Raw genomic sequence first — 26,996 nt, 5'->3', positions numbered from 1 at the left:
ACAGGTGCGTCTCACTCCTCCACGGTGACCGGGATGTGCTGGTAGCGGCCCGGCCCCGGCGAACCGGGCGGACCATCGGGGCTGCCCGGGTCCGGCGGCGGCGGCTCGTCCGGCGGCGGACCGTCGGACCGCGGCCGGGACATGCCGTCCGGGTCGATGTTCTCGACGAGCGCCTTGACCACGGCCAGCAGCGCGACGGAATGCTCGGCGACGACGTCGAGCAGCGGATGTTGCTCACCGGAGATCAGCGCCGCCAGCGCGCACACCGGACACCACACCTGCTGACAGCGGCCGGAGTCGGGGCCGCCCCCCTGGACCCGGGCGGCCGCCAGCCGCACCGCGGGATCGAGACGATCGAGGATCGACTGGGCCAGTTGGCGCAGCTCGGGCCCGATGTCCGAATGCCGTCCACCGGCCCCGGGGTCGCTCACGCCGGCCACACCTCCGGATTCGGTCGAAATCGCACGGTCAGCTCGCTGCTCCGCAGCTGGGCGTCGATGACGATGCACCGGCGCAGCACCGACGCCAATCGCACCCGTCGCCGCATCCCGCCGACCCCGATGATCAAGTCATCGTCGACCCTACCCAACGAGAGGGCCGACGAGTCGACCTGTGGCAACTCGACGCGCAACCGGTATACCGCCTCCACCCCGGTGCCGGACTCCCGGTCCACCACGGGGCGCAGCGGACCGGGCGGAGGCGAGCCGTCTCGGCGGCGCGCGCAGTCCAGCAGCTCGGCCAGCGCCTTGGCGCCGATCGGTTCGCCCGCCAGGTGGGGCACCAGCACCAGCTGGACGTCGCCGATGACCCGGTCGAGTTCGTCGAGCACCGCGCGCTGATCGGAGATCCGTTCGGAGTACCAGTCGAACGCGGGGTGCGCGGGCAGGTTTCGGTACTCGAACGACTCGTCCTGCACCAGGATCTGGTTGACGACGAGCTCGGCGACCCGCACCCCCATCAGCGCCAACGACCCCAGTGTCCGCACCGCCTCGGCGGCGACCACCCGCTCGGCCGTCATCACCAGGTGGGCGTTGACCCGCGTCCCGTCGGTCAGCAGGGTGGAAAGCTGCCCGGTTCCCGCGGCGATGCGCTCCAACAGCGCGACGACCGCCGCCGAGCGGGCGTCGTCGGTGCTGGACAACCGCCGATGCCTGGGCCACGCCCGCTCCAGGTACATGCCGAAGGTCGCGGGCAGCGTGAGCATGCGCAGCGCATCGGCGGTGGACGCGCAATCGACCACCACGAGGTCCCACCGGCCCGAGTCGGCCAACTCGCCGACCTCGTGCAGGCCGAGCACCTCCTGCACCCCGGGCAAGGCCGAAAGCTCTTCCGGCGCAATGTCTCCGACATCGGAATCCGGGAACCGCGCCGACAGTGGACCGGCGACCTGGCGCCACCGTTCGGACAGCAGGGCCAGGGTGTCCAGGGCCAGCGCATCCAGGAATCCGCCCCCGGAATCGGCGGTGTCGAGGTCGGCCAGCACCCGGGTCGGTTCGCGCCGGCCGGTCGGGGTCACCGGGGTACCCAGCACGTCACCGGTCGAGTGCGCCTGATCGGTGGACACGATCAGCACCCGCATGCCGGCGCGCGCCGCGCGCACCGCCGTCGCGGTCGCCAGCGTCGACTTCCCCACGCCGCCCTTGCCGACGAAGAGGCTGATCCGGGTTTCCCCGGGCGCCCAGGCCGCGTCGGCGGCATCGTTGCGCTCAGTCAGCCTCGACTCGTTTCTTCAGGTCTTTCAGTGCCGTGTCCGTGAGCCGCCGTTCAGCCTTGCGCTTGAGCAGGCCGATCATCGGGATCACCAGGTCGACGGAGAGTTCGTAGGTCACCTCGGTGCCAGATCCCTTGGGCACCAACCGATATGCTCCGTCCAATGCTTTCAGCAGCGTACTGGAGACCAACGACCAGGTCACCGAGTTGTGGTCGGCGGGCCACTCGTAGGCCAGCACCATGCTGTCCTTGAGGACAGTGGCGTCGAGAACCAGCCGGGCCACCTTCGGGTAACCGTCGTCGTAAGCCTCGAGGACCTCGGCGTCGGTGTACTCGGCCACCCAGTCGGGATAGGAGCCGATGTCGGCGATGACGTCCATCACCGTCGAACGATCGGCATCGATGTAGATGGTCTGCGCCGTCTTGTCCGCCACTGAGTTCTTCCCCGCTAGGTGTCTGTCGCTGGCCAGAAATCTACCCTCCTGCGATGGGTATGGCCCCCGTACCGGCGGATGGCCCGTGTACCCGGGATGCGGATTAGGCAGGCCGCGATACCCCGACCGGCCGATCGGCTTCCAGGGTGCGCTTGACCTCGAAGGCCATGTTCTTGCCCGCGACCCTGCGCCGATGGTTCATCTTCGCCAGGTTCATCTTCGCCAGTTCCCACGCGGCGGCCCCGGCGGGCTCGGCGTGCAGGAAATAATGCAGGACGACGCCGTCCGGGCCGTCGCGGACCTTCTCCAGCCAGACCTCCATGGTGCCGGTCAGCGCGCCGGTGACCGTCCAGCGCTGCCCGGCCTCACCGCGGTCCTCGACCACGGTGAGCCGCAGGTCGGGCCACCACCGCAACCAGCTCGCCGGATCGGCGACGGCGGCGCCGACCGCGACGGGGTCGGCCGCGACGAACGTCTCATCGGCGATCTGGATGCTGTTCATGGCTGACAAGCTTCACACATGTCGATACATCGGCCCATGTCGGCCGACTACGCTGGACATGGCGCCCACGTTTGTCGAGCCGCCAGACGATCACGAGAGGTCTACACCGTGCGCGAGTTCAGCGTCCCCGCAGCATTCACCATCGGCGAGCACGACAACATCGTCAGCTCTGTCTACTCGCACGAGCGCGACGATCCCGGCCACGTGATCTTCCAGCGGCTGACCGGAGGCAGCTGGACGGACGTGACGTGCAAGGAGGCTGCGGACCAGATTCGCTCTGCGGCAATGGGGTTGATCGCCGAGGGGGTGCAGCCCGGTGACCGGGTCGCGCTGCTGTCGGCGACCAGGTACGAGTGGGTCATCCTCGACTACGCGATCCTCTCGATCGGCGCGGTGACCGTCCCCATCTACGAGACCTCTTCACCCGAGCAGGTCCGCTGGGTGCTGGAGGACTCCGGCGCGGTGATGGCGTTCGTCGAGATCGAGGCGCACGCGCTGATGGTCAGGGAACTGCTGAACGAGTTGCCGGCGCTGCGCAGGGTGGAGGTCATCGAGTACACGGGGCCCTCGGCACTGGACGTACTCGCCGAGTCGGGCGCATCGGCCGATCCCGGGGAACTCGACAGCCGACTGGCCGCCATCCGATCCAGCGACGCGGCCACGCTGATCTACACCTCGGGCACCACGGGCCGCCCGAAAGGCTGTCAGCTGACCCACGCCAACCTGCTGTACGAGACCCGCGGGGCGGCGGAGAGCTTCCCCGACCTGCTGCGCAAGGGCGAGCGGCTGCTGGTGTTCCTGCCGCTGGCCCATGTGCTGGCCCGCGCCCTGTCCCTCACCGCCTTCGCCAGCGGCGTCACGATCGGCTACACCAGCGACATCAAGAACCTGGTCCCGATGTTCGGGCAGTTCAAACCCACCGTCATCGTCTCCGTCCCGAGGGTGTTCGAGAAGGTCTACAACACCGCCGAACTGAACGCCCAGGACAGCGGCAAGGGCGCGATCTTCGCGATGGCCGCGCGCACCGCGATCGACTGGAGCAAGGCCCAGGACACCGGTGGACCGGACCTACTGCTGAGGCTCAAGCACGCGCTGTTCGACCGACTGGTCTACACCAAGCTGCGCGCGGCGACCGGTGGCAACTGCCGCGCGTCCATCTCCGGCGGCGCTCCCCTCGGTGCCCGGCTGGGGCATTTCTACCGGGGCATCGGCCTGACCATCTACGAGGGCTACGGCCTGACCGAGACCAGCGCTGCGATCACCGCCAACCGGATCGGCGAACTCAAGATCGGCACCGTCGGAAAGCTGTTGCCGGGCAACAGCATGGCTGTCGCGAACGACGGTGAACTGCTCGTGCAGGGTGGCGTGGTGTTCGGCGGCTACTGGCGCAACGAGACCGCCACCGCCGACGCCATCGTCAACGGCTGGTTCCACACCGGCGATCTGGGCAGCATCGACGCCGAGGGCTACCTGTCGATCGTCGGTCGCAAGAAGGAGATCATCGTGACCGCGGGCGGCAAGAACGTCGCCCCCGCGGTGCTCGAGGACCAGCTGCGCGCCCACCCGTTGATCAGTCAGGCCATGGCCGTCGGTGACGCCAAGCCGTTCATCGCCGCGCTGATCGCGATCGACCCGGAGGCCTTCGAGGTGTGGAAGCAGCACCATGGCAAGGCGGCGACCGATTCGGTGGCGGATCTGACCGACGACCCCGACCTGGTCAACGAGATCGACCTGGCCGTCAAGCAGGCCAATCAGGCGGTGTCGAAGGCGGAGGCGATCCGCAAGTTCCGGATACTGCCGGTGGATTTCACCGTTCTCACCGGTGAGCTGACGCCGACGCTGAAGGTCAAACGCAAGATCGTGGCCGAGAAGTTCGCCGAGGACATCGAAGCGCTCTACGCCAAGAACTAGAACAGCCGGGCCAGCCGCTGCGCCTGGAAACGCCACCGCCAGTGGTCGACGGTCCAGCGACGGCCCGCGGCACCCATCGCCGCGGCGCGCTGCGGATCGGCCAGCAGATCGCCGATCGCCGCGGCGATCGCCCCGACGTCCCAACCGTCGACGACGATGCCGGTCTCACCGTTGCGCACCGTCTCCGGCGCCCCACCCGACCGGCCGGCGACGACGGGCACCCCGGTGGCGGACGCCTCCAGGTAGACGATGCCCAGACCCTCGACATCCAGGCCCGCGCCGCGGGTGCGGCAGGGCATCGCGAACACGTCGGCCATCGCGTGGTGGGCCGGCAACTCGTCACCGGGCACCCCGTCGGTGAACACCACGTGCTCGGCCACCCCGAAACTGTGCGCGAGGCGGTGCAGCGTGTTGCGGTACGGTCCGCCGCCGACGATGACGAGCGCCGTGCCGGGCACCCGTTCCCGGATCGCCGGCAGGGCCCGGATCAGCATGTCCTGACCCTTACGCGGCACCAACCGCGACAGGCAGAGCACCACCGGCCGCCCGCCGAGCCGGTAGCGGGCCCGCATCTCGGCCCGGGCGACCTCGTCGGGGGCGAACCGGTCGGTGTCCACCCCGGGTGGCACATGTTCCAGTGCGGCGTTGGGCCCGAACGCCGACGCGATCCGGCGCCGGGTGTAGGCGCTGATGTAGGTGACGACGTCGGTGTCGTCGCCGATGCGGCGCAGCGCTGTTCGGGCCAGTGGCAGCATCGACCAGCCCACCTCGTGGCCGTGGGTGCTGGCGATCACCCGGCGCGCCCCGGCCGAGCGGGCCAGCGGCGACATCAGCGCCAGTGGCGCGGCGGCGCCGAACCACACGGTGTCGATCCCGCGCTCGCCGATCAGCCGGCGCATCCGGGCAGCCACCGTGGGTTCCGGGAGCATCAGGGTTCCCGGGTGGCGGACGATCTCATAGCCCGCTGTGCCTCCGGCGGCCGCGACCGCGTCGTAGTCCTCGCATCCCTTCCATTTCGGGGCATAGACGGTCAGGGTGTGCCCGCCCGTCTCGGGGGCGCCGACGAGGTGGCCGACCAGCGCCTCCAGGTAGGACTGGATGCCGCCACGGCGCGGCGGGTAGTCGTTGGTGACCAGCAGGACGCGGCTCATCGCATCACCGCGGGTGCCAGTGTCGCCAGCCGTCCAGCACCGCGGGCAGGCCGGCGCCGAGCGCATCGCGCACCGCCGTCTCGACGTCGGCGTGCCCGGGCCCACCGGCGGCGACGTACAGCGCCCGCAGGGCATCCACCCCGTGACTGTCGGCGACGTAGCCGGCGAACGACCAGGCCCGGTCGTAGGCCGCCGAGCGGCCGGGCCCGGGCGAGATCAGCTCGGCGTCGGTCGGCAGTGCCGCATCGGCACCGCCCGCACCGGGCGGTCCCGTCCTGCCGACGAAGTCGGCAACGCCCTCGGTCAGCCACATCGGCGCGTCGGCGGCGGTGTCGGCCCGCGCCGCATAGTGGAACAGCTCGTGGCGCAGGACCGTTCGCAGGTCGTTGTCGTTCATCGCCGTCGCCGCCGGCGAGAACACGATGCGCTCGGCGGTGGTCGTCGCGGCGGTGTCCGCGCCGCCGCCGGCCAGGACGGCGAACTGGTCGGCGGAACCGGCCACCACGATCGGGATGTCGCGGGGCCACTCCACGCCCCAGAACCCGGTGACCGCACGGGTCGCGCCGGGCAGCTCGGCGGTGATGCGGTCCAGCAGCGCCGCCCCACCGGGCGCCCCGAGATCGATCAGCTCGGCGGTACGGCCGTCGGGGGTCGAGACCGCGCGCGGCGCCGGTGCCGCGGCGGTGTAGGCGGTCGGTGCGGCGACGGCCGGACCGGTCGGCGCGGCATGCGGGCCACCCACCAGGAACGCCGCACAGATCAGCTCGGCGCCGAGCACCGCGCCCAGACGACGACGGTCCGTGGCGCGGGATGCCCGGGGGGAGGCCTCAGTACCGACGGACGTTGTAGATCGGCGCATTGTTCACCGGGGCGACCCGCACCGGTGTGCCGTATGTGGACGCGTGCACCATCATCCCGTCGCCGATGTAGATGCCGACGTGCGACGCATCGGAGTAATAGGTGACCAGGTCGCCCGGCTGCATCTGATCCATCGAGACCGGCTGACCGCCGCGGGCCAGCGCCTGGCTGGAGTGTGGCAGCGAGATGCCCGCCTGCTGGAAGGACCACATCACCAGGCCGGAGCAGTCGAAGGCGTTCGGACCGGAACCACCCCAGGAGTACGGGGAACCGATCCGGCTCAGCGCGGCCTGGATCACCGTCATCGAGGCGGGCGAGCCGGGCGGGGCGATGTCGCCCGGCGGGATGGCTCCGGGCGGGGCGGGTGGCTCCGGCTGCGCGCCGGGAACCCCGGGCAGCACGGGCGGGGCGGGCGGCGCGGCCAGGATGGCCGGATCCTGGCCCGGAGGCACCGGCGCGCCGGGGGCGGCCGGGATCGGGGGCGGCGGCGGCATGGCGGCCAGCGCCTCGCGCTGGCCGGGGGTCAACGCCTCGTACTGGGCCTTGACGATCGCGATCTGCACCTGCAACTGGCTCTGCTTGGACTGCAGATCGGCCCGCACCGCGGCGGCCTGCTCGGCGGCGGTCTTGGCCTCCGCGGCCGACGCGGCCGAGGCCTGCTCGGCGAGGTCGGCCTGCCGGCTCATGTCCCGGAAGGCACCCATCTGGGCCTGCATCTCGGCGGCCATCACCCGCTGCACGGACAGCTGGTCGATCAGGCCCTGCGGCGAGGACGCGGTGAGGATCGCGTCGAAGCCCGATGTCCGGCCACCCATGTACTGCGCGGCGGCGAGGCGGTCCACCGAGGTCTGGAACTGGGCGAGCTGCGTGGTGGCCGATTCCACGGCGGCGAGGTCACCGGCGTGCTTGGCCTCGGCGGCCTGCTGGACGGCCAGCTTGTTGTCCAGGTCCAGCTGCGCCGAATGCATCGCCTCGGTGGTCTGCTCCGACTGGCGCGACAGCTCGTTCAGCTTGGCCAACGCGTCGTCGGCGGGGTCGGCATGGACCTGGCCGACGAACGCGGCTCCCAACACCGCCACCCCGGCCAACACACTGATCAGGGGTCGCCGAGAACGACGGGTGCTCCGGTGCGCGCGGTCGAGCGTCAAGATTTTGCGTCCTTCAACTGCCGTAACGAGCCGCCTCAAAACTGCTCTTAGGTCTCAGATAGGTTACGAAACGGCATCGGCCTTGTCCAACAGAAGACGCAAATTTAACAGCCACCCCACCGGCTGTGCAGACCCTGGCAACACCGCGTGTCGTCAGGCAACCCCCGAGCCTCCGCGACGATGGATCGGAACCAGCCGCAACCTTGGCGCCAACCCCACTTCGGCCAGCGCTTCGAGGGCCAGACGCTCATCGACGAGCAAAGTTTCGGGCACACCGAGCAAGACGCTGATGACACAGTCCTGGCAACCGGGGCCGCGCACCGCGCAGTCGTCGCAGTCGATTTTCACCGTGCCGGCCCCGACGTGCGGGTCCGGCTCGGCCTCGGTGTGGCCCGGCGGCCGCTGATCCTGTGCCATGGCACCCGTCCTCTCGATCGCAGTCGCCCGCACCGTATCGGCGCACACCGACAACTCCGTCGGCGCGGCGTTCCCGGCGGGCCTCCCGGACTTGTCGGCGGCGCCGCCTACGGTCGGCGCATGGGTCAGCTGAGCTTTGCCGACGTCGATCCGTCCGCTGCCCCGTTCTCCGCGCCGACGCTGCGGGAGACCATGTTCGTCGTCGTCGACCTCGAGACCACGGGCGCCCGTGCCACCGGCGGCCAACACGACGCGATCACCGAGATCGGTGCCGTGAAGGTGCGCGGCGGCGAGGTGCTCGGCGAGTTCGCCACGCTGGTCGACCCGGGCCGCAGCATCCCGCCCCAGATCGTCGCGCTGACCGGTATCACGTCGGCGATGGTCTACGACGCCCCGCGAATCGACGCCGTACTCCCCTCGTTCCTGGAGTTCGCGCGCGGCGCCGTCCTGGTGGCGCACAACGCCGGCTTCGACATCGGGTTCCTGCGCGCGGCGGCCGACCGGCTTCAGCTGCCCTGGCCCAGGCCCCCGGTGCTGTGCACCGTCCGGCTGGCGCGCCGGGTGTTGACCCGCGACGAGGCGCCCAGCGTGCGGTTGTCCGCGCTGGCGCAGCTGTTCGGCGCGGCCACCACCCCCAACCACCGCGCGCTCGACGACGCCCGCGCCACCGTCGACGTCCTGCACGGCCTGATGGAGCGCGTCGGCAACCAGGGCGTCCACACCTACACCGAGCTGCGCGCCTACCTGCCCGACGTCACCCCCGCCCAGCGCCGCAAGCGCCACCTGGCCCGGGGGCTGCCCAGCTGCCCGGGCGTGTACCTGTTCCGCGGCCCGTCCGACGAGGTGCTCTACGTCGGCACCGCGAAGGACCTCCGACGCCGGGTCACGCAGTACTTCAACGGCGCCGATCCACGCACCCGCATCAAGGAGATGGCCTCGCTGGCCACCGGGGTGGACCATGTCGAGTGCTCCCACGAGCTGGAGGCCGGCGTGCGCGAGCTGCGGCTGCTGGCCGCCCACGCCCCGCCCTACAACCGGCGGTCGAAGTTCCCGCAGCGCTGGTGGTGGGTGGCGCTGACCGATGAGGCGTTCCCCCGGTTCGCCACGGTGCGCACACCCCGCACCGCCAGCGCCGTCGGCCCGTTCCGCACCCGCGCGGACGCCCGGGACACGGCGGCACTGCTGGCCCGGTTCACCGGCGTGCGAACCTGCACGAACCGGCTGGGCCGCTCCGCGCTGCACGGTCCGGCCTGCCCGGAGCGGGAGGTCGCGCCGTGCCCGGCCGGCCGCGGCGTGGACGCCGACGGATACGCCGCCGCGGTCGGTGCGGCACTGGCACTCATCGACGGGCACACCGACCGGCCGGTCACGGCCATGCTCGCGCAGATCGCCGAGCTGGCCGGGCGCCGTCGCTACGAGACGGCCGCACGGCTGCGCGACCGCACCGCCACCCTGATCGATGTGCTGTGGCGCGGCCAACGGCTGCGCGCGCTGACCGATCTGGCCGAGTTGGTGGTCGCCGGGCCGGACGGCCACGGCGGCTGGTGTCTGGCGGTGGTGCGCCACGGTCAACTGGCCGCGGCCGGGGTGGCGCGCTGCGGCGTGCCACCGATGCCGGTCGTGGACGCGCTGTGCGCGGCGGCGCAGACGGTGCTGCCCACCGATGGCGCGCTGGGCGGTGCGCTGGTCGAGGAGACCGCGCTCATCGCGCGCTGGCTGGCCCGGCCCGGCGTGCGGATCGTGCGCGCCGACGCCGGCTACTGCTCGCCGCTGGGCGCGGCCGGACGATGGGCGCAGTGGGCCGCCTCGGCACGCTCGGCCCGGCTGGCCGCCGAGCAGATGGCAGCACCGGACGGCGACTCAGAGCTGTTGGGTGAACCGCACCCAACGCGCGAGCAGTTGCTCGGCCGCCCCCGAGTCGATCGCCTCGTTGGCACGGGCCAGGCCGGACTCCCAGGCCGGAGCCCACTGGGCGTCGCTGGATAGTCCGGCGTGCGCGACCAGGGCGCCCGCGGCGTTGAGCACCACGGCGTCGCGCACCGGGCCCTCGGCCCCACCGAACACGGCCCGGGCCTCGTCCGCATTCGACTTCGCATCGCCGCCGATCAGCTCCGAGATCTCCGCACGGGCGAACCCGAACGCGGCCGGGTCGAAGGTCAGCCGCTCCATCGTGCCGGCCTGCACCCGCCAGATCGTGCTGGTGGTCGTCGTGGTCAGCTCGTCGAGGCCGTCGTCGCCGTGTACCACCAGCACGCTCGACCCGCGGGTGGCGAACACCCCCGCCATCACCTCGGCCAGGTCGGCCCATGCACAGCCGATCAGGCCGGCCCGCGGGGTGGCCGGATTCGTCAACGGACCCAGCAGGTTGAACACCGTCGGCACCCCGATCTCCCGGCGCACCACGCCGGCATGCCGGTACGAGGGATGGAATTGCGGCGCGAACGCAAACCCGATGCCGACCTCGGCGACACACCGCGCGACCTGGTCGGGCCCCAGGTCGATCCGCACCCCGAGGGCCTCGAGGGTGTCGGCGCCGCCGGACAGTGACGACGCGGCCCGGTTGCCGTGCTTGATCACCTTGACCCCGGCGGCGGCCACGACGATCGAGGCCATCGTCGACAGGTTCACCGTGTTGGCGCCGTCGCCTCCGGTGCCGACCACGTCGACGGTGTCGGTGCCGATCACGTCGGTCGGCACCCGGCGCGCGTGCTTGAGCATGATGTCGGCCAGTTCGGTCACCTCGGCCGCGGTCGGCCGCTTCATCTTCATCGACACGCCGAACGCGGCGATCTGAGCCGGTGTCGCGGTGCCGGTCATGATCTGGTCCATTGCCCAGGACGCCTGTCCCGGCTCGAGCGCCTGTCCGGTGGTCAACCTTCCGAGAATCTGGGGCCATGTCGAGGCAGTCACGACGGCGATGTTCCCATGTCGGCGAGGAACTTCCCAACGCGGCCACCCGAGCGATTTATGACCAAAACCATCCCCGGGTGGAGTTCGACAACTACAAAGCGTCATACTTGCTCCTGTGACGAGCGCTGTAGGGACCTCGGGAACTGCCATCACGTCGCGCGTACATTCGCTGAACCGGCCGAACATGGTCAGTGTCGGCACCATCGTCTGGCTTTCCAGCGAGCTGATGTTCTTTGCTGGACTGTTCGCGATGTATTTCACCGCGCGCGCTCAGGCAGACGGCGTGTGGCCGCCGCCGCCCACCGAGTTGAATCTGGCGCTGGCCGTGCCGGTGACGCTGGTGCTGATCGCATCGTCGTTCACGTGTCAGATGGGCGTTTTCGCCGCCGAGCGTGGCGACGTGTTCGGGCTGCGCCGCTGGTATCTGCTGACCTTCGCGATGGGCCTGTTCTTCGTGCTGGGCCAGGGCTACGAGTACATCCACCTGGTCCATGCAGGCACCACCATCCCGGGCAGCGCGTACGGCACCGTCTTCTACCTGGCGACCGGATTCCACGGTCTGCACGTGATCGGCGGACTGATCGCGTTCATCCTGCTGCTGACGCGCACCAAGCTGAGTAAGTTCACCCCCGCGCAGGCCACGGCTGCGATCGTGGTGTCGTACTACTGGCACTTCGTCGACATCGTGTGGATCGCCCTGTTCGCCGTCATCTACTTCGTGCGATGAAGTTCAGGAAAGCCTCTCAGGACACGCCGATGAGAAGGGGTTCGATGCCAAGCAAGTCTCGCCGTCGGCTGCGCCGGCGCCTGTCGGCCGCACTGCTGCTGCTGACCGGACTGGCCGTCACCGGTGGCCTGGCGGCCACCCTGACGCCGTCCCCGCAGGTGGCCGTCGCCGACGAGTCGGCCTCGGCGCTGCTGCGCACCGGACAGCAGCTCTACGACACCTCCTGCGTGTCCTGCCACGGGGTCAACCTGCAGGGCGTCGCCGACCGCGGGCCCAGCCTGATCGGTGTCGGCGACGCCGCGGTGTACTTCCAGGTGTCCACCGGCCGCATGCCGGCGATGAGCCTCGGCGCCCAGGCCCCGGCGAAGCCGCCGCAGTTCGATGCGGAGCAGATCGACGCGCTCGGCGCCTGGGTGCAGGCCAACGGCGGCGGACCGATGGCCCCCCGCGACGAGAACGGCCAGATCGCCGAGCACTCGCTGATCGGAAACGACGTCGCCCGCGGCGGGGACCTGTTCCGGCTCAACTGCGCGTCCTGCCACAACTTCACCGGTAAGGGTGGGGCACTGTCCTCAGGCAAGTACGCGCCCGATCTCGGCGAGGCCACCCCCGCGCAGATCTACACCGCCATGCAGACCGGCCCGCAGAACATGCCGAAGTTCTCCGACCGCCAGCTCTCCCCAGAGGAGAAGCGCGACATCGTCGCCTACGTGCAGGAGTCGGCGAACACCCCGACACCCGGCGGGACCGGCCTCGGCGGATTCGGACCCACCTCCGAGGGCATGGTCATCTGGATCGTCGGGATCGTCGCCGTCATCGCCGCCGCGTTGTGGATCGGAGCCCGCGCATGAGCGACGGACAGAAGGAGGGCGGGTCGGACATGAGTGACGGCGCAGCCAAGGACGCCGCCCTGCCGAGTGACGCGCAACTCGCCGAGATGTCGCGCGAGGAGCTCGTCGAACTGGGCGGCAAACTCGACGGTGTCGAAACGATCCTCAAGGAGCCGCGCTGGCCGGTCGAGGGCACCAAGGCCGAGAAGCGGGCCGAGCGCCAGGTGGCGCTGTGGCTGATGATCGGCGGCGTTGCCGGTCTGGCGCTGCTGCTGGTGTTCCTGTTCTGGCCGTGGGAGTACGTACCCTACGGCGCCCCGGGTGAGCTGCTCTACACGCTGGCCACCCCGCTGTACGGCCTGACGTTCGGCCTGTCGATCCTGGCCATCGGCATCGGCGCGGTGCTCTTCCAGAAGAAGTTCATCCCGCAGGAGATCTCGATCCAGGACCGCCATGACGGCCGCTCCCCCGAGATCCACCGCACGACCATCGCGGCCAACCTGACCGATGCGCTGGAGAACTCGACGATCAAGCGCCGCAAGGTGATCGGCCTGTCGCTGGGGATCGGCCTGGGCGCGTTCGGCCTGGGCACCGCGATTGCGTTCATCGGCGGCCTGATCAAGAACCCGTGGAAGCCGGTCGTCCCCACCGCCGAGGGCAAGAAGGCCGTGCTGTGGACCTCGGGATGGACGCCGCGATTCGAGGGCGAGACGATCTATCTGGCCCGCGCGACCGCCAGCCACGCCGCCGCCCCCTTCATCAAGATGCGCCCGGAGGACATCGACGCCGGCGGCATGGAGACGGTGTTCCCGTGGCGCGAGTCCGACGGGGACGGCACCACCGTGGAGTCCGAGCACAAGATCGTCGAGATCAACATGGGCGTGCGAAATCCCGTGATGCTCATCCGGATTCGCCCGATCGACATGCCCCGCGTGGTGAAGCGCCAGGGCCAGGAGAGCTTCAACTTCGGTGAGCTGTTCGCCTACACCAAGGTGTGCTCGCACCTGGGCTGCCCGTCGTCGCTCTACGAGCAGCAGACCTACCGGATCCTGTGCCCGTGCCACCAGTCGCAGTTCGACGCGCTGCACTTCGCCAAGCCGATCTTCGGCCCGGCGGCGCGCGCGCTGGCTCAGCTGCCGATCACCATCGACAAGGACGGCTACCTGGTCGCCAACGGCGACTTCATCGAACCCGTCGGACCGGCATTCTGGGAGCGCAAGTCATGAGCCCTCGCCCTACCCCCGCCGAGATCGCCGCCAAGCAGGGCGATGCGATCGACTCCCGCTACCACCCGTCGGCGGCGGTGCGCCGGCAACTCAACAAGGTCTTCCCGACGCACTGGTCGTTCCTGCTCGGTGAGATCGCGCTGTACAGCTTCATCCTGTTGCTGATCACCGGCGTGTACCTGACGCTGTTCTTCGACCCGTCGATGGCGCACGTCACCTACGACGGCGTCTACCAGCCGCTGCGCGGCGTCAGCATGTCGCGGGCATACGAGACCACGCTGGACATCAGCTTCGAGGTCCGCGGCGGTCTGTTCGTCCGGCAGATCCACCACTGGGCGGCCCTGATGTTCGCCGCGGCGATCATGGTCCACCTGGCCCGCATCTTCTTCACCGGCGCGTTCCGCAGGCCCCGCGAGGCCAACTGGATCATCGGCTGCCTGCTGCTGATCCTGGCGATGTTCGAAGGGTTCTTCGGCTACTCGCTGCCCGACGACCTGCTGTCGGGCACCGGCCTGCGTGCCGCGCTCTCCGGTATCACCATGGGCATCCCGATCGTCGGTACCTGGATGCACTGGGCGTTGTTCGGCGGTGACTTCCCGGGCGACATCATCATCCCGCGGCTCTATGCGATGCACATCCTGCTGATCCCCGGCATCATCCTGGCGCTGATCGGTGCGCACATGGCGCTCGTGTGGTTCCAGAAGCACACCCAGTTCCCCGGCCCCGGCCGCACCGAGACCAACGTGGTGGGTGTGCGGGTGATGCCGGTGTTCGCGGTGAAGTCTGGTGCGTTCTTCGCGATCACCACCGGCATCCTCGGGCTGATGGGCGGTCTGCTGCAGATCAACCCGATCTGGAACCTGGGCCCCTACAAGCCGTCTCAGGTCTCGGCGGGTAGCCAGCCGGACTTCTACATGATGTGGACCGACGGCCTGATCCGGCTGTGGCCGGCCTGGGAGTTCTACCCGTTCGGTCACACCATCCCGCAGGGCGTGTGGGTGGCCGTCGGCATGGGCCTGATCTTCACGTTGCTGATCGTCTACCCGTTCTTCGAGAAGAAGGTGACCGGCGACGACGCACACCACAACCTGCTGCAGCGCCCGCGCGACGTGCCGGTGCGCACCGCCGTCGGCTCCGCGGCGGTCGCGTTCTACCTGCTGCTGACCTTCGCGTGCATGAACGACATCATCGCGCTGAAGTTCCACATCTCGCTGAACGCGACCACCTGGATCGGCCGAGTCGGCATGGTGGTGCTGCCCGCGATCGTCTATGTGGTGGCCTACCGGTGGTGTGTCGGCCTGCAGCGCAGCGACCGGGCCGTCCTCGAGCACGGCGTCGAGACCGGCATCATCAAGCGGTTGCCGCACGGCGCCTACATCGAGCTGCACCAGCCGCTGGGCCCCGTCGACGACCACGGCCATCCGATCCCGCTGGAATACCAGGGCGCGGCACTGCCCAAGCGAATGAACAAGCTGGGCTCCAGCGGATCTCCCGGCACCGGCAGCTTCCTGACCGGGGACCCACTCTCCGAGCACGAGGCGCTCACCGCGGCCGAACACGCCGCCGAGCACAAGGCGCTGACCGCGCTTCGCGAGCACCAGGAGCGCACCAGCTCGGGCAACGGCTCGGGCAATGGCTCGCCCAACGGCCACCACTGAGCCGCGACCGACCCATTCGAGCCGCACCGCCAGCCCGGCGGTGCGGCTCGAGTGGTTTCGGCGGTGTCCGGCGGCCCGGCGTCGGTCGCCCGGGTGCGTCGGTCGCCCGGGTGCGTCAGTCGCCCGAGTCGTCGGAGCCGACGTGGGCGTCCAGCTCACGCACGAAGTACCACGGGATGGCCGCCATGCCGACCGTGATGATCCCGGCCAGCACATAGAGCACCCAGGCGGCAGTGTCGGTCCCGACCGCCATCAGATAGGTGGAGACGCCGATCAGCAACGTGGCGACACCCATGGCGCACACCAGTGACGCCCCGCCGCGCAGCAGCAGCTGCTCGACGGCCGGCGAGACCGGGGCCGGGGCCGCGGACCTCAGCATCCGCGGCAGCGGGCCGCTGGCGTCGGGAGCCGGGGCGATGCGGATCTTCTCCGTGGGTGCCTCGGCACCGCGGGCGGGCGGCTTCGGCTCCGCGGAGGCACCGGGCGCGTCGGTCTCCTGCTGCACCACCGGGGAGCCGGCCCGACCGTCCTGCGACGCCCGCCGGGCCCGCATCAGCAGCGGGACCGCGGCGACGATCACCGCGGCGGACACCCCGATGACGGTGTAGAGAACCCACGGTGTCCCGGAGTCCGCGGACTCCGTGTGACCACGCGCCAGATCGACCAGTGCGACGACCGCGGCGACCCCGGCGCCCAGCGCGGCCAGCCAGACCGCTGCACAGCCGCCGAGCAGGATTCGATCGGCGCGGTCTAGAGCCAGGTCGAAACCCTGAGCCGGCCGGTTCGCGGTGTCGGAGAGGTGTGTCATCGGTCCGGGAATCGCCTAACAGCTGGTCTGTGCAGCGTTGTTGGTGTTCGAGGACAGCACTGTCCCGTCGCTCGTGGTGATCGAGCAGTTCAGCTTGCTCACCAGGAACAGGCTGGAGGCCTGCACGGACCCGACCTCGGATTGCGAGATCGGGGTCACGGTCAACGACCACGGGATGTAGACGTTGCGCTGCGTGCGACTGCGCCCGGAGGCGTCGATGTAGGTGACGGTGATGATGTCGCCGGGGGCCTTGGTCCCCGTGACGGAGTAGGTCACCTGCCGCGGCCCCGCCCTGGTGGTGGTGGTCGGCGGCGGAGGCGGCTCCTCGCTGGTGACCGGCGGCGGCGGAGGCGGCTCCTCGCTGGTGACCGGCGGCGGCGGCTCCTCTGTCACCGTGACGGTTTCGGGCGGGGGCGGCGGCGGTTCCTCGCTGGTCGGGGGCGGCGGAGGCGGCGGCGGAGTGGTGGTGATGATCTCGTCCTGCACCGGCGGCGGCGCGCTGGTCGTGGTCTCCGGCGTGGCCAGGTTGTCGGTGTCGGTGCGGGTCACCAGGACCGAGACCGACACCACCAGCGCGACGGCCGCGATGATCGCGACGACGCCGACCACCCACGGCCATCGCGGCGGGGGTGCCGCAGCGGCGGCCGGGTCGGCGGCCGGGTCGTAGGCGTCGTACTCGTAGAGGGCCGCGTCGGCGGGCACGTACGGGGCACTGACGAACTGCTCGGACTCCGGCGCCGAGTAGGCCTGCGAGTAGTAGTCGGTCTGTCCGGTGTCGAAGTGCTCGGAGCCGCCGCCGGCCTCGCGGGTCGGTTCGTCCGGGGAAGGTCGGCCACCCGGCTCCTCACCTGGGAGATCCGAGCTGCCAGAGCCCCGTTCCGGGGGATTCGGCCCGCTCATCTACGTCTATCCTTCTTCGCCTGCGTCTCCGGCGCCGGGTTGCCGTCAGCGACTCACAGCGCCTCGGCAACACTACCGAACGACACCACCGCGACGAACCGCTCGGCGGGGTAGACGCGCGAAGTCATGCCTGATTGTGACCTTGTCCGCGGTGCACCGGGAACCCCGAGGGGATCAGTGCTTCTCGGGACCGGAGTGATACTCGAAGACGAGGCCGGCCACGGTGGTCAGGATGAAACAGACACCGGCGATGATCAGCCACGGCAGCCACAACGCCATGCCGACCGCGGTGACCGATCCCGACAGCGCGATGAAGACGGGCCACCAGCTGTGCGGGCTGAAGAAGCCCAGCTCGCCCGCGCCGTCGGCGATCTCGGCATCCTCGTAGTCCTCGGGCCGGGTGTCCAGACGTCGTGCGACGAACCGGAAGAAGGTGCCGGTGATCAGCGTCAGGCCGGTCGTCAGCACCAGCGCCGTGAGACCGGCCCATTCGATGCCGCCTGGGGCGAACATCGCGGTCAGAACGCCGTAGACGATGGACGACAGCGCGAAGAACGCGGTCAGGAACTCGAACAACCTTGCTTCGATGTGCATGTGCGGTCCTACCTGCTCGCCTGGGAAAGCTCGGGGGCCAGCTCGCCCCGACGGGAGTCGAACGGTTCCGTCGAGGTGGCCACCGGCGACTGGTTGATCGCGATCAGCGCCTCGGCGTTGGTCTTCCCCGCCATCCGCTGTTCGAGGTATGCCTTGAAATCGTTGGATTCCACGACACGCACCTCGAAGTTCATCATCGAGTGGTACGTGCCGCACATCTCGGTGCAGCGACCGACGAACGCGCCGGTCTGGTTGATCTCGCTGACCTGGAAGACGTTGTTCGAGTGGTTCTCCGCCGGGTTGGGCAGCACGTCGCGCTTGAACAGGAACTCCGGCACCCAGAAGCCGTGCACCACATCGGCGGACGCGAGCTGGAACTCGACCCGCTTCCCGACCGGCAGCACCAGAACCGGGATCTCGCTCGACGACCCGAGCGTCTCGATCTTGTCGAAGTTCAGGTACGAGCGATCCTCGGGGTTCTTGCCCGCGATCGCGCCGTACTCCTCGCTGCCGTGGCCCTCGCCGGCCTCGGGGCTGGCGATACCCTCCGGCCCGGAGGCCATGGCCTCCTTGCGGTCGGGTTCGGCGCCCTCATAGCTCAGCGTGCCGTCGGCGAACTGCACCTTCTGGTAGCCGAACTTCCAGTTCCACTGGAAGGCGGTGACGTCGATGACGACCTCGGGGTTGTCGTCGACGTGCACCATCTTCTCCTGCACCACCACGGTGAAGTAGAACAGCACCGAGATGATCAGGAACGGTGTCACGGTCAGCGCCAGCTCCAGCGGCATGTTGTAGCCGAACTGGCGGGGAAACTCGTCGTCGTCCTTCTTCTTGCGGTGGAACATGCAGGTCCAGAACAGCAGGAAGTAGACGATGGCGCCGACGACGATCGCGGCGATGAAGGAGCCGATCCACAGATTGCGGTTGAGGTGGGCCTCCGGGGTGATGCCGTCCGGCCAGCCCAGGCCCAGCACCTCCTGCCAGCTGCAGCCACTGAGCAGGACCGCCGTCCCGCCCAGGAGCAGGGACAATGCCACCAACTTCAGGCCGCGAGCGGACACGTTGGCGCCTCCTAGAAGTCGTTGGGCAGTCGGCCGACCGACGAGCGGCCAGACGGCTGCACTGAATACTACGCAGCGTAGACCACGGTGTCGGACTGGAGCGAAGCGACCGGGCAATGTGTTGATCGCGCCGGTGCGGGCGCCTGTCTGGACGGCGGCGCCGGATTAGGCATACTGGCGCGGTGTGCGGTCTGCTGGCGCTGGTAACCGATCCGTCCGCTGAGGTCCCCCCCACCATCGTCGAGGCGGTTTTCGGCGCGACCGCGCTGATGCGACACCGCGGGCCGGACGAACCGGGGACGTGGACCGATACCACCGAAGGCGCCGACGCCGCCGCGTCGGCCAGGGTGGTGCTCGGCTTCAACCGGCTCTCGATCATCGACATCGCCCACAGCCACCAGCCGCTGCGGTGGGGACCGCCGGAGACGCCGGACCGCTACGTGCTGGTGTTCAACGGCGAGATCTACAACTACCTGGAACTGCGTGAAGCGCTGCGCGCCGAGCACGGCGCGGTGTTCGCCACCGACGGCGACGGCGAGGCGATCCTGGCCGCCTACCACCACTGGGGCAGCGCGGCGCTCGAGCGGCTGCGCGGCATGTTCGCGTTCGCGTTGTGGGACAGCGTCGAACAGGAGCTGTTCTGCGCCCGCGACCCGTTCGGCATCAAGCCGCTGTACCTGGCGACCGGGCCCGGTGGCACCGTGCTGGGCAGCGAGAAGAAGTGCCTGCTCGACGTCGCCGACCGGCTGGGCATCGATCTGTCCATCGACGACCGCGCCGTGCAGCACTACACGGTGCTGCAGTACGTGCCCGAGCCCGAGACGCTGCACCGGGGCATCCGGCGCCTGGAGTCCGGCAGCTACGCGCGGATCCGGCCGGGAGAGCCGCCGCGGGTCACCCGGTATTTCACGCCGCGATTCGACGCGGTGCCGTTCGGGTCCGGGTCGGCCGCCGACGGACAGCGCCGCTACGACGAGATCACCGCGGTGCTCGAGGACTCGGTGGCCAAGCACATGCGGGCCGACGTGACGGTCGGCGCGTTCCTGTCGGGCGGCATCGACTCCACCGCGATCGCGGCGCTGGCGATGCGCCACAACCCACGGCTGATCACGTTCACCACCGGTTTCGAGCGGGAGGGCTTCTCCGAGGTCGACGTGGCGGTGGCGTCGGCCGAGGCGATCGGCGCCCGGCACGTCACCAAGGTGGTCAGCCAGGCGGAGTTCGTCGAGGCGCTGCCCGAGATCGTCTGGTACCTCGACGAGCCGGTCGCCGATCCGGCCCTGGTGCCGCTGTACTTCATCGCGCGCGAAGCCCGCAAGCACGTCAAGGTGGTGCTCTCAGGCGAGGGCGCCGACGAGTTGTTCGGCGGCTACACGATCTACCGGGAGCCGCTGTCGCTCAAGCCGTTCGACTACCTGCCGCGCGGGCTGCGCCGGTCGGTGGGCCGGATGGCCGGACCGCTGCCCGAGGGCATGCGGGGAAAGAGCCTGCTGCACCGCGGATCGTTGACGCTGGAGGAGCGCTACTACGGCAACGCCCGCAGCTTCTCCGATGCGCAACTGCAGGCGGTGCTGCCGCGCTTCCGTCCCGACTGGGTGCACACCGACGTCACCACCCCGGTGTACGCGCAGTCGGCGGGCTGGGACCCGGTGGCGCGGATGCAGCACATCGATCTGTTCACCTGGTTGCGCGGCGACATCCTGGTCAAGGCCGACAAGATGACGATGGCCAACTCCCTGGAGTTGCGGGTGCCGTTCCTGGATCCAGAGGTCTTCGCGGTGGCCTCACGGCTGCCGTACGACCAGAAGATCACCCGGGCGACCACCAAGTACGCGCTGCGCCGCGCGCTGGAGCCGATCGTGCCCGCGCACGTGCTCAACCGCCCGAAGCTGGGCTTCCCGGTCCCGATCCGGCACTGGCTGCGTGCGGGCGAGCTGCTGGACTGGGCGTACGCGATGGTGGCCGCCTCGACGGCGGGCGAACTGGTCGATCTGGCGGCGGTCCGCGCGATGCTCGACGAACATCGAAGCGGCGCAACCGATCACAGCCGGCGACTGTGGACCGTGCTGATCTTCATGTTGTGGTACGCGATCTTCGTCGACGGCAGCGTCACACCGCAGATCAGCAAGCCGGACTACCCGGTTCAGCTGTAACCGCTCGCGGCCGGTTCAGGCGCCCAGCGCCGCGGCGATCTCGCGGCCGGCGTCCGCGCCATAGGCGTCGGACAGCCGCTGCGCCGCCGAGGACGGCTCCCAGGACCATTCCTGCGGGCCGGGAGCCTCCAGCACCAGCGTGGCCACCAGCGAGGCCAGCTGCGCCGAGCGCTCCAAACCCAGCCCCGCGTCACGACCGGTCAGGAAACCGGCCCGGAACGCGTCGCCGATCCCGGTCGGGTCCTGCTTACGGATCTCGGGCACGACGTCGACGTGCACGAAGGTGCCGTCGCGTCCGACCAGGTCGACGCCCTTCTCCCCCAGCGTCGTCACCCGCAGCTGGATCTGGCTCATCACCTCGGCCTCCGACCAGCCGGATTTCTGCAGCAGCAGATCCCATTCGTAGTCGTTGGTGAACAGGTAGGTCGCACCGTCGATGAGCCGACGGATCTCCTCGCCGGACAACCGGGCCAGCTGCTGGCTCGGGTCGGCGGCGAAGGCCAGGCCGAGGGCACGGCACTCCTCGGTGTGCAGGAACATCGCGTCCGGGTCGTTGGCGCCGATGATCACCAGGTCCGGCGCTTCGGAACCGGATACCAGATCGGCGAGCCTGATGTTGCGGGCCTCCGACATCGCTCCCGGGTAGAACGAGGCGATCTGGGCCATGTCGTCGTCGGTGGTGCACACGAAGCGGGCGGTGTAGGCGGTCTCGGAGGTCAACACGAAGTCGCAGTTCACCCCGTGCGCGGTGAGCCACTGCCGGTAGTCGCCGAAGTCCTTGCCGGCCGCGCCGACCAGGACCGGGCCGCCACCGAGCACCCCCATCGCGTAGGACATGTTGCCCGCGACGCCGCCGCGGTGCACCACCAGATCGTCGACGAGGAAGCTCAACGACACCTTCTTCAGGTGGTCGGCGAGCAGCTGTTCGGAGAACCGACCCGGGAATCGCATCAGATGGTCGGTAGCAATCGATCCGGTCACCGCAATGGTCACGCAGTCCCACCCTTCATGAAGTCACCTGTCACCCTACTGTCGAGGCCGCCGGCGGCCCGGCGTCGGCCCTGTCCGGGCCCGGGGGCGCCCCGCTCGGGTGCGCTAACCTGCATACAACTACCCGCCCGCAGCCTGCCTGGCCAAACTCTAGAGGCCGCAGGAACCGAACGACCTCCCCGGGAGCACATCGATGACTGGTCCGTACCCGCCGCCCCGGTACGGCGCTGGACCGGCCGGCCCGCAGCACTACCCGGCGGCGCCCTACCCCCAGCAGGGCTACCCGACGGGCCCGCAGCCCTACCCCGACGGCGGCATCGACGGGTCGTATCCGGGGATGCTGCCTCCACCGGTGCCGTATCCGTCGCGGCGGCGCCGCCGGTGGGTCGTCGCAGGGCTCGCCGTGCTGGGGGTGGCCCTGGTCGCCGGGCTGATCGCGGTGGTGGCGTTGACCGGTGGGCGCGACCAGCCCACCCCGACCGGGGTGCTCACCGAGGCGTCCGCACAGGCCGGGATTCAGGAGTACATCGACGCGCTGTCCAACGGCGACGACGAGACCGTCGCCCGGCACACGCTGTGCGGGCTGTTCGACGCGGTCAAGGAGCGCCGATCGGATCTGGCGCTGGCGGGGCTGTCCAGCGATGCCTTCCGCAAGCAGTACAGCAGCGCCGAGGTGACCTCGATCGACAAGATGGTGATGTCGTCGCCGACGCAGGCACAGGTGTTGTTCACGATGCGGGTCACGCCCGGAAGCGGATCGACCAGGGGTCAGTCCCGGGACGGCGACGAACAGGCCGTCGCGCAGGTGCTCTCGGTGGACGACCAGATCCTGGTGTGCTCGTATCTGCCCCGCACGGCCGGCCAGTACTGACCAGCCCGCGCCGGATCAGTTGAAGGAATCGCCGCAGGCGCAGGAGCCGGTGGCGTTCGGGTTGTCGATCGTGAAGCCCTGCTTCTCGATGGTGTCGACGAAGTCGATGGTGGCGCCCTGCACGTACGGGGCGCTCATCCGGTCGACGGTCAGCTCGACGCCGTTGAAGTCGACGGTCAGGTCGCCGTCGAGCGTGCGGTCGTCGAAGAACAGGTTGTAGCGCAGGCCGGCGCAGCCGCCGGGCTGCACCGCGATGCGCAGCGCCAGGTCGTCACGACCCTCCTGGTCGAGCAGCGCCTTGGCCTTGGCCGCCGCCGCATCCGTCAGGATCACACCGTGCTGGGCGTCGGTGGCCTGGCTCTCCTGCGCTGCCGACTGGTCCTGAACAGTCATGAAATCTCCTGTGTGGATGTACGTGGGTGCGGCCCGTGACACACGTGGGCCCACTTCGTCAACGGTACCTTGTTCCGGTCGTATTCCCCATCTACAGCCAGTCGGCCGCCACCACGGTGGCCAGGCCCCGCAGTTGGTTGGCGGCGTCCTCGATGGCCCGCTGCACGGATCCCGCGTGGTCGGTGATGGAGAACGCCGCCGCGATCCCGGCGTCCTGAAGTGCCTGCTCGTCGAGCGTCACCTGACCCGCCAGCACCAGCACCGGGATCTGCCGGGCGCGCGCGCCCGCCGCCAGCGCGCTGACCACCTTGCCGTGCAGCGACTGGTCGTCGAACCGGCCCTCGCCGGTGATCACCAGGTCGGCGGCGGCGACGTCGGCCGCGAGATCGGTGTGTTCGGCGATGATCGCCGCCCCCGACTCCCGGTGACCGCCGAGCGCGATCAGCGCGGCGCCGAGCCCGCCTGCGGCACCGGCTCCGGGGTCCCCGCTGACCGTTCGGCCCGCGATCGCGTCCAGTTCGGCCGCCCAGGCCGTCAGCCGGTCCTCGAGCAGGGCCACGGTCGCGGCGTCGGCGCCCTTCTGCGGCCCGAACACCGCCGCGGCGCCCATCGGGCCGAGCAGCGGATGCTCGACGTCGCTGGCCACGATCAGCTCCACCCCGGCGAGCAGGTCGCGCGCGGCCGACAGGCCACCGAGCGCCTCGATCATCCCGCGCCCGCAGTCGGTGCTGCCGCTGCCGCCGAGCCCGACCACGATGCGGCCCGCCCCGGCCTCGCACGCCGCGCCGATCAGCTGACCCACACCGCGGGTGTGCGCGTCGAGCGCGGTGCGCACCGTGGGCGGCCCGCCGAGCAGCGCGAGGCCGCACGCCTGCGCGCACTCGATGTAGGCGGTCACCGGCGGGTCGCCGTCGAGGACCCACGCGGCGTCGACCTCGTCGGCGAGCGGACCGCTGACCCGCATCGTGCGAATCTCCCCGAGCCTGGTGCCCAGCACCTCGACGAAACCGGGTCCACCGTCGGACTGCGGGGCCAGGATGAGCCGGTCGTCGGGGTGCGACCGAGCCCAGCCGGCGGCGATCGACTGCGCCGCCTGCACCGCGGTCAGGCTGTCGCCGAAGCAGTCCGGGGCGATCAGCACCGTCGGGGCGGCCGCGGGGTCCGGGTCGATGTCACTGGCCGTCATTCACGGCAGACTATGGCCTCGCCCGAGCGGCCGCATACCTGGACGGGGGGTGACCCGCCCGAGCGCCGAGAAGTAACCTGGCAGTTGTGAACCTGCTGGGCCGGAAGAAGGACAAGTCCGCGGAGGCGGGGGGCGCAGCGCCCGCCGACTCCCACGGTGACGTCGGCGCTGCCGATGGCGACGAGCGCACCGCGACGGCACCGAAGGGCAGGCCGACCCCCAAGCGCAGCGAGGCCACCCGCAAGCGCGGCCCGGTCGCGCCCGCGCCGATGACCTCGGCGGAGGCCCGCAAACGCCGCAAGGACCTGCGCGGCCCGAAGCTGTCCCGCGACGAGCGCAAGACCGACAAGGTGCAGCGCCGAGCCGACATGGCCGACCGCCGAGAGCGGATGATGGCCGGCGACGAGGCCTACCTGCTGCCCCGCGACACGGGCCCGGTGCGGCGCTACGTCCGCGACATCGTCGATGCCCGGCGCAACCTGCTCGGGCTGTTCATGCCCTCGGCGCTCGGCCTGATCTTCGTGATGCTGGCGGTGCCGTCCGTCCAGGTGCAGCAGCTGATGTCCCCGATCATGCTGGTGCTGGTGTTGGTGATGGTCATCGACGGCTTCATTCTGGGCCGCAAGGTGAACCGGATGGCCGACGAGAAGTTCCCGAACAACACCGAGACCGGCTGGAAGCTCGGCTTCTACGCCGCCTCCCGCGCCTCCCAGCTGCGCCGGATGCGCGCGCCACGACCTCAGGTCGAGCGCGGCACCGACATCGCGTCGCGTCGTCCGTGAGCTATTTCCCCGCGATCCCCGCACCCGATCCGGACGCCGAGGCCGCCGCGCGCACCCGTCAGGCCACCCTGACCAAGCCCGCTGGCGCGCTCGGCCGCCTCGAGGACCTGTCGGTATGGGTCGCCGCATGCCAGGGAACCTGTCCCCCAAGGCAATTCACCCGGGTCCGGGTGGTGGTGTTCGCCGGTGACCACGGCGTGGCGGCCGCCGGGGTCTCGGCGTACCCGCCCGAGGTCACCGCGGCGATGGTGGCGAACTTCGAAGCCGGCGGCGCGGCGGTGAACGTGCTCGCCGAGGTGGCCGGGGCGAGCGTGCGGGTCGCCGACATCGCGGTGGACAGCGCCGAGCCGCTGACGCCGGCGATCGGGGCGCACAAGATCCGCCGGTCGAGCGGGGACATCACCGTCGAGGACGCGCTGACACCCGCCGAGGTGGTCGAGGCCATCGAGGCGGGCCGCCGCATCGCCGACGAGGAGGTCGACGCGGGCGCGGACCTGCTGATCGCCGGCGACATGGGCATCGGCAACACGACACCGGCGGCGACGCTGGTCGCCGCGCTGACCGATGCGGAACCGGTGGAGGTGGTCGGTCGCGGCACCGGCATCGACGACGCCGGCTGGGCCCGCAAGACCGCCGCGATTCGCGACGCCCTCTACCGCACCCGCAGGCTGTCCGCGGATCCCATTGCGCTGCTGAGGATCTGCGGTGGCGCCGATCTCGCCGCGATGACCGGGTTCTGCGCCCAGGCGGCGGTGCGGCGCACCCCCGTGCTGCTCGACGGCCTGGTCGTGACGGCGGCGGCGCTGGCGGCCGAGCGGCTGGCTCCCGGCGCCCGGCTGTGGTGGCAGGCCGGCCACCGCTCGACCGAGCCCGCGCACACCCGTGCGCTGCGGTACCTGGAACTGGAGCCCATCGTCGAGCTGCGCATGCGTCTGGGCGAGGGCTCCGGCGCCGTGGTGGCGCTTCCCGTGCTGCGGGCAGCGGTGGCGACCCTGGCGTCGATGGCCACCTTCAGCGAGGCCGGGATCGCCGGGGACTGACCGGTGATCCGTTCCCTGGCCGGGGCGTTCGCGTTCGCGACGGTGCTGCCCACCCCCGCAGCCCGCACCGGGACCGTCGGCCGCGGTGTGATGACCGCGCTGCCGGTGGCGGGCGCCGTTCTGGGTGCCCTGGCCGCCGCCACATTATGGGTCGGCGGCCGCGCCTTCGGTGACGGCAGCGCGCTGTCGGGCGCGCTGGTGGTCGTGGTGCTGCTGCTGGCCACCCGGGGCCTGCATATCGACGGGTTGTCCGACACCACCGACGCGCTGGGCTGCTACGGCCCGCCGGAGCGGGCGCTGGCGGTGATGCGGGACGGATCGGCGGGCCCGTTCGGCGCGGCCGCCGTCGCGGTGACGGTCCTGGTGCAGGCCCTGGCGTTCGCGCAGACCGGCGCGGCCGGGGTGTTCGCCGCGGTGGTCGCCGGCCGGGTCGCGGCGGTCGTGGCGTGCCGGCGATCGGTGCCCGCCGCCGCGGGGAGCACCCTCGGCGGGCGGGTGGCGGGCACCCAACCGCTCTGGGTGGTGCTGGTGTGGGTCGCCGCGGCCGCGGCGGTGGCGACACCCGCGTGCGCGCGCCCGTGGCAGGGCCCGGCGGCCGTGCTCGTCGCCATCGCGTGCAGCGTGGTGCTGGTCGCCCACTGCGTGCGCAGGTTCGGCGGTGTCACCGGCGACGTGCTGGGCGCCGCGGTGGAGGTGACCACGACGCTGGCCGCGGCCGGGATGGCGATCCGCTGAC

General features: G+C 70.4%; 26 protein-coding genes and 1 pseudogene. 11 read left to right on the top strand and 16 right to left on the bottom strand.

The annotated features are described in order from the left end of the window. Positions 1–11: 11 nt before the first annotated feature. The 4 genes from JDV09_RS05985 to JDV09_RS05970 all read right to left on the bottom strand — a co-directional run bounded on the left by JDV09_RS05985 (position 12) and on the right by JDV09_RS05970 (position 2,646). On the bottom strand, positions 12–431 hold the full coding sequence (locus tag JDV09_RS05985; protein ID WP_221368177.1) for a hypothetical protein: 420 nt from the start codon (positions 429–431) through the stop codon (positions 12–14). After that, positions 428–1,714 (bottom strand): ArsA family ATPase, encoded by a 1,287-nt coding sequence (locus JDV09_RS05980; RefSeq protein ID WP_221368241.1) that lies wholly within the window; start codon positions 1,712–1,714, stop codon positions 428–430. Before JDV09_RS05980 ends, JDV09_RS05985 begins: the two co-directional genes overlap by 4 nt. Beyond that, on the bottom strand, positions 1,707–2,144 hold the full coding sequence (locus JDV09_RS05975; protein WP_221368176.1) for an SRPBCC family protein: 438 nt from the start codon (positions 2,142–2,144) through the stop codon (positions 1,707–1,709). Before JDV09_RS05975 ends, JDV09_RS05980 begins: the two co-directional genes overlap by 8 nt. 103 nt (positions 2,145–2,247) lie before the next feature. Then, positions 2,248–2,646: a polyketide cyclase / dehydrase and lipid transport gene (locus JDV09_RS05970; RefSeq protein WP_221368175.1), complete on the bottom strand. Its 399-nt coding sequence runs from the start codon at positions 2,644–2,646 to the stop codon at positions 2,248–2,250. Between the two features lie 108 nt (positions 2,647–2,754). Here JDV09_RS05970 and JDV09_RS05965 point away from each other — a divergent pair, with 108 nt between their 5' ends. Beyond that, on the top strand, positions 2,755–4,557 hold the full coding sequence (locus JDV09_RS05965; RefSeq protein WP_221368174.1) for an AMP-dependent synthetase/ligase: 1,803 nt from the start codon (positions 2,755–2,757) through the stop codon (positions 4,555–4,557). Here the strand turns inward: JDV09_RS05965 and JDV09_RS05960 are convergent. The 4 genes from JDV09_RS05960 to JDV09_RS05945 all read right to left on the bottom strand — a co-directional run bounded on the left by JDV09_RS05960 (position 4,554) and on the right by JDV09_RS05945 (position 8,131). After that, a complete protein-coding gene (locus tag JDV09_RS05960; RefSeq protein WP_221368173.1) occupies positions 4,554–5,708 on the bottom strand; it encodes a glycosyltransferase family 4 protein in 1,155 nt (384 codons plus the stop codon). The two genes, JDV09_RS05965 and JDV09_RS05960, sit on opposite strands and share 4 nt — an antisense overlap. 4 nt (positions 5,709–5,712) lie before the next feature. Next, complete coding sequence (locus JDV09_RS05955) at positions 5,713–6,567, bottom strand: peptidase (protein ID WP_221368172.1); 855 nt, start codon at positions 6,565–6,567, stop codon at positions 5,713–5,715. Continuing rightward, a complete protein-coding gene (ripC, locus tag JDV09_RS05950) occupies positions 6,536–7,714 on the bottom strand; it encodes a peptidoglycan hydrolase RipC (RefSeq protein WP_221368171.1) in 1,179 nt (392 codons plus the stop codon). The genes JDV09_RS05955 and ripC overlap by 32 nt, the downstream gene beginning before the upstream one ends. A gap of 153 nt (positions 7,715–7,867) precedes the next feature. Beyond that, positions 7,868–8,131: a hypothetical protein gene (locus JDV09_RS05945; RefSeq protein ID WP_221368240.1), complete on the bottom strand. Its 264-nt coding sequence runs from the start codon at positions 8,129–8,131 to the stop codon at positions 7,868–7,870. 120 nt (positions 8,132–8,251) lie between these two features. Between JDV09_RS05945 and JDV09_RS05940 the strand changes: the two are divergent. Beyond that, positions 8,252–10,054: pseudogene (locus JDV09_RS05940) on the top strand (DEDD exonuclease domain-containing protein); the annotation flags it as partial. Here JDV09_RS05940 and trpD read toward each other — a convergent pair. Then, on the bottom strand, positions 9,992–11,050 hold the full coding sequence (gene trpD / locus JDV09_RS05935) for an anthranilate phosphoribosyltransferase (RefSeq protein WP_308124027.1): 1,059 nt from the start codon (positions 11,048–11,050) through the stop codon (positions 9,992–9,994). The pseudogene JDV09_RS05940 and the gene trpD overlap by 63 nt on opposite strands. Positions 11,051–11,156: 106 nt before the next feature. Here trpD and ctaE point away from each other — a divergent pair, with 106 nt between their 5' ends. Genes ctaE through qcrB form a run of 4 tightly spaced genes read left to right on the top strand, consistent with a single transcriptional unit; the run spans position 11,157 to position 15,482 of the window. Beyond that, the gene (ctaE, locus tag JDV09_RS05930; RefSeq protein ID WP_221368169.1) at positions 11,157–11,768 is read left to right on the top strand and encodes an aa3-type cytochrome oxidase subunit III; all 612 of its coding nucleotides are present in this window, start codon (positions 11,157–11,159) and stop codon (positions 11,766–11,768) included. 44 nt (positions 11,769–11,812) lie between these two features. Beyond that, positions 11,813–12,619 (top strand): cytochrome bc1 complex diheme cytochrome c subunit, encoded by an 807-nt coding sequence (qcrC, locus tag JDV09_RS05925; protein WP_255604853.1) that lies wholly within the window; start codon positions 11,813–11,815, stop codon positions 12,617–12,619. 29 nt (positions 12,620–12,648) lie between these two features. Beyond that, positions 12,649–13,824 carry a cytochrome bc1 complex Rieske iron-sulfur subunit gene (gene qcrA, locus JDV09_RS05920; RefSeq protein WP_255604915.1) on the top strand — a complete coding sequence of 392 codons (1,176 nt, stop codon included), beginning with the start codon at positions 12,649–12,651 and terminating at the stop codon, positions 13,822–13,824. After that, complete coding sequence (qcrB, locus tag JDV09_RS05915) at positions 13,821–15,482, top strand: cytochrome bc1 complex cytochrome b subunit (RefSeq protein WP_221368166.1); 1,662 nt, start codon at positions 13,821–13,823, stop codon at positions 15,480–15,482. Before qcrA ends, qcrB begins: the two co-directional genes overlap by 4 nt. Before the next feature lie 115 nt (positions 15,483–15,597). Here the strand turns inward: qcrB and JDV09_RS05910 are convergent, their stop codons facing one another. The 4 genes from JDV09_RS05910 to ctaC form a co-directional block, all read right to left on the bottom strand. Beyond that, positions 15,598–16,290 (bottom strand): DUF2561 family protein, encoded by a 693-nt coding sequence (locus JDV09_RS05910; RefSeq protein WP_221368165.1) that lies wholly within the window; start codon positions 16,288–16,290, stop codon positions 15,598–15,600. 15 nt (positions 16,291–16,305) lie between these two features. Next, positions 16,306–17,190: an MmpS family transport accessory protein gene (locus tag JDV09_RS05905; protein ID WP_221368164.1), complete on the bottom strand. Its 885-nt coding sequence runs from the start codon at positions 17,188–17,190 to the stop codon at positions 16,306–16,308. A 174-nt stretch (positions 17,191–17,364) separates the two neighbouring features. Beyond that, complete coding sequence (locus tag JDV09_RS05900) at positions 17,365–17,784, bottom strand: cytochrome c oxidase subunit 4 (RefSeq protein WP_221368163.1); 420 nt, start codon at positions 17,782–17,784, stop codon at positions 17,365–17,367. A gap of 8 nt (positions 17,785–17,792) precedes the next feature. Further along, positions 17,793–18,845 (bottom strand): aa3-type cytochrome oxidase subunit II, encoded by a 1,053-nt coding sequence (gene ctaC, locus JDV09_RS05895; protein ID WP_221368162.1) that lies wholly within the window; start codon positions 18,843–18,845, stop codon positions 17,793–17,795. Positions 18,846–19,027: 182 nt separating this feature from the next. Between ctaC and asnB the strand changes: the two genes are divergently transcribed. Further along, the gene (asnB, locus tag JDV09_RS05890; RefSeq protein ID WP_221368161.1) at positions 19,028–20,998 is read left to right on the top strand and encodes an asparagine synthase (glutamine-hydrolyzing); all 1,971 of its coding nucleotides are present in this window, start codon (positions 19,028–19,030) and stop codon (positions 20,996–20,998) included. Positions 20,999–21,013: 15 nt separating this feature from the next. Here asnB and JDV09_RS05885 read toward each other — a convergent pair whose 3' ends face one another. After that, positions 21,014–21,991: a carbohydrate kinase family protein gene (locus JDV09_RS05885; protein ID WP_221368160.1), complete on the bottom strand. Its 978-nt coding sequence runs from the start codon at positions 21,989–21,991 to the stop codon at positions 21,014–21,016. A 190-nt stretch (positions 21,992–22,181) separates the two neighbouring features. Here JDV09_RS05885 and JDV09_RS05880 point away from each other — a divergent pair, with 190 nt between their 5' ends. Next, entirely contained in the window at positions 22,182–22,859 is a 678-nt protein-coding gene (locus tag JDV09_RS05880) for an Rv0361 family membrane protein (RefSeq protein ID WP_221368159.1), read from the top strand. 15 nt (positions 22,860–22,874) lie between these two features. Here the strand turns inward: JDV09_RS05880 and JDV09_RS05875 are convergent, their stop codons facing one another. Together JDV09_RS05875 and JDV09_RS05870 are read right to left on the bottom strand one after the other, a co-directional pair. Beyond that, on the bottom strand, positions 22,875–23,252 hold the full coding sequence (locus JDV09_RS05875) for a HesB/IscA family protein (protein ID WP_221368158.1): 378 nt from the start codon (positions 23,250–23,252) through the stop codon (positions 22,875–22,877). 91 nt (positions 23,253–23,343) lie between these two features. Then, positions 23,344–24,438, bottom strand: a complete 1,095-nt coding sequence (locus JDV09_RS05870; RefSeq protein ID WP_221368157.1) for a glycerate kinase family protein — start codon at positions 24,436–24,438, stop codon at positions 23,344–23,346. 86 nt (positions 24,439–24,524) lie between these two features. Here JDV09_RS05870 and JDV09_RS05865 point away from each other — a divergent pair, with 86 nt between their 5' ends. Genes JDV09_RS05865 through JDV09_RS05855 form a run of 3 tightly spaced genes read left to right on the top strand, consistent with a single transcriptional unit; the run spans position 24,525 to position 26,995 of the window. Further along, positions 24,525–25,220 carry a DUF3043 domain-containing protein gene (locus JDV09_RS05865; RefSeq protein WP_221368156.1) on the top strand — a complete coding sequence of 232 codons (696 nt, stop codon included), beginning with the start codon at positions 24,525–24,527 and terminating at the stop codon, positions 25,218–25,220. Continuing rightward, positions 25,217–26,260, top strand: a complete 1,044-nt coding sequence (cobT, locus tag JDV09_RS05860; RefSeq protein ID WP_221368155.1) for a nicotinate-nucleotide--dimethylbenzimidazole phosphoribosyltransferase — start codon at positions 25,217–25,219, stop codon at positions 26,258–26,260. The genes JDV09_RS05865 and cobT overlap by 4 nt, the downstream gene beginning before the upstream one ends. A gap of 3 nt (positions 26,261–26,263) precedes the next feature. Further along, positions 26,264–26,995 carry an adenosylcobinamide-GDP ribazoletransferase gene (locus JDV09_RS05855; protein WP_221368154.1) on the top strand — a complete coding sequence of 244 codons (732 nt, stop codon included), beginning with the start codon at positions 26,264–26,266 and terminating at the stop codon, positions 26,993–26,995. Position 26,996: the final 1 nt, after the last annotated feature.

It is taken from the genome of Mycolicibacterium xanthum, from assembly GCF_019710635.1.
Taxonomy (GTDB): domain Bacteria; phylum Actinomycetota; class Actinomycetes; order Mycobacteriales; family Mycobacteriaceae; genus Mycobacterium; species Mycobacterium xanthum.
Note: the sequence above shows the minus strand (reverse complement) of the source record. Positions and strands in the feature narration are given on the sequence as shown.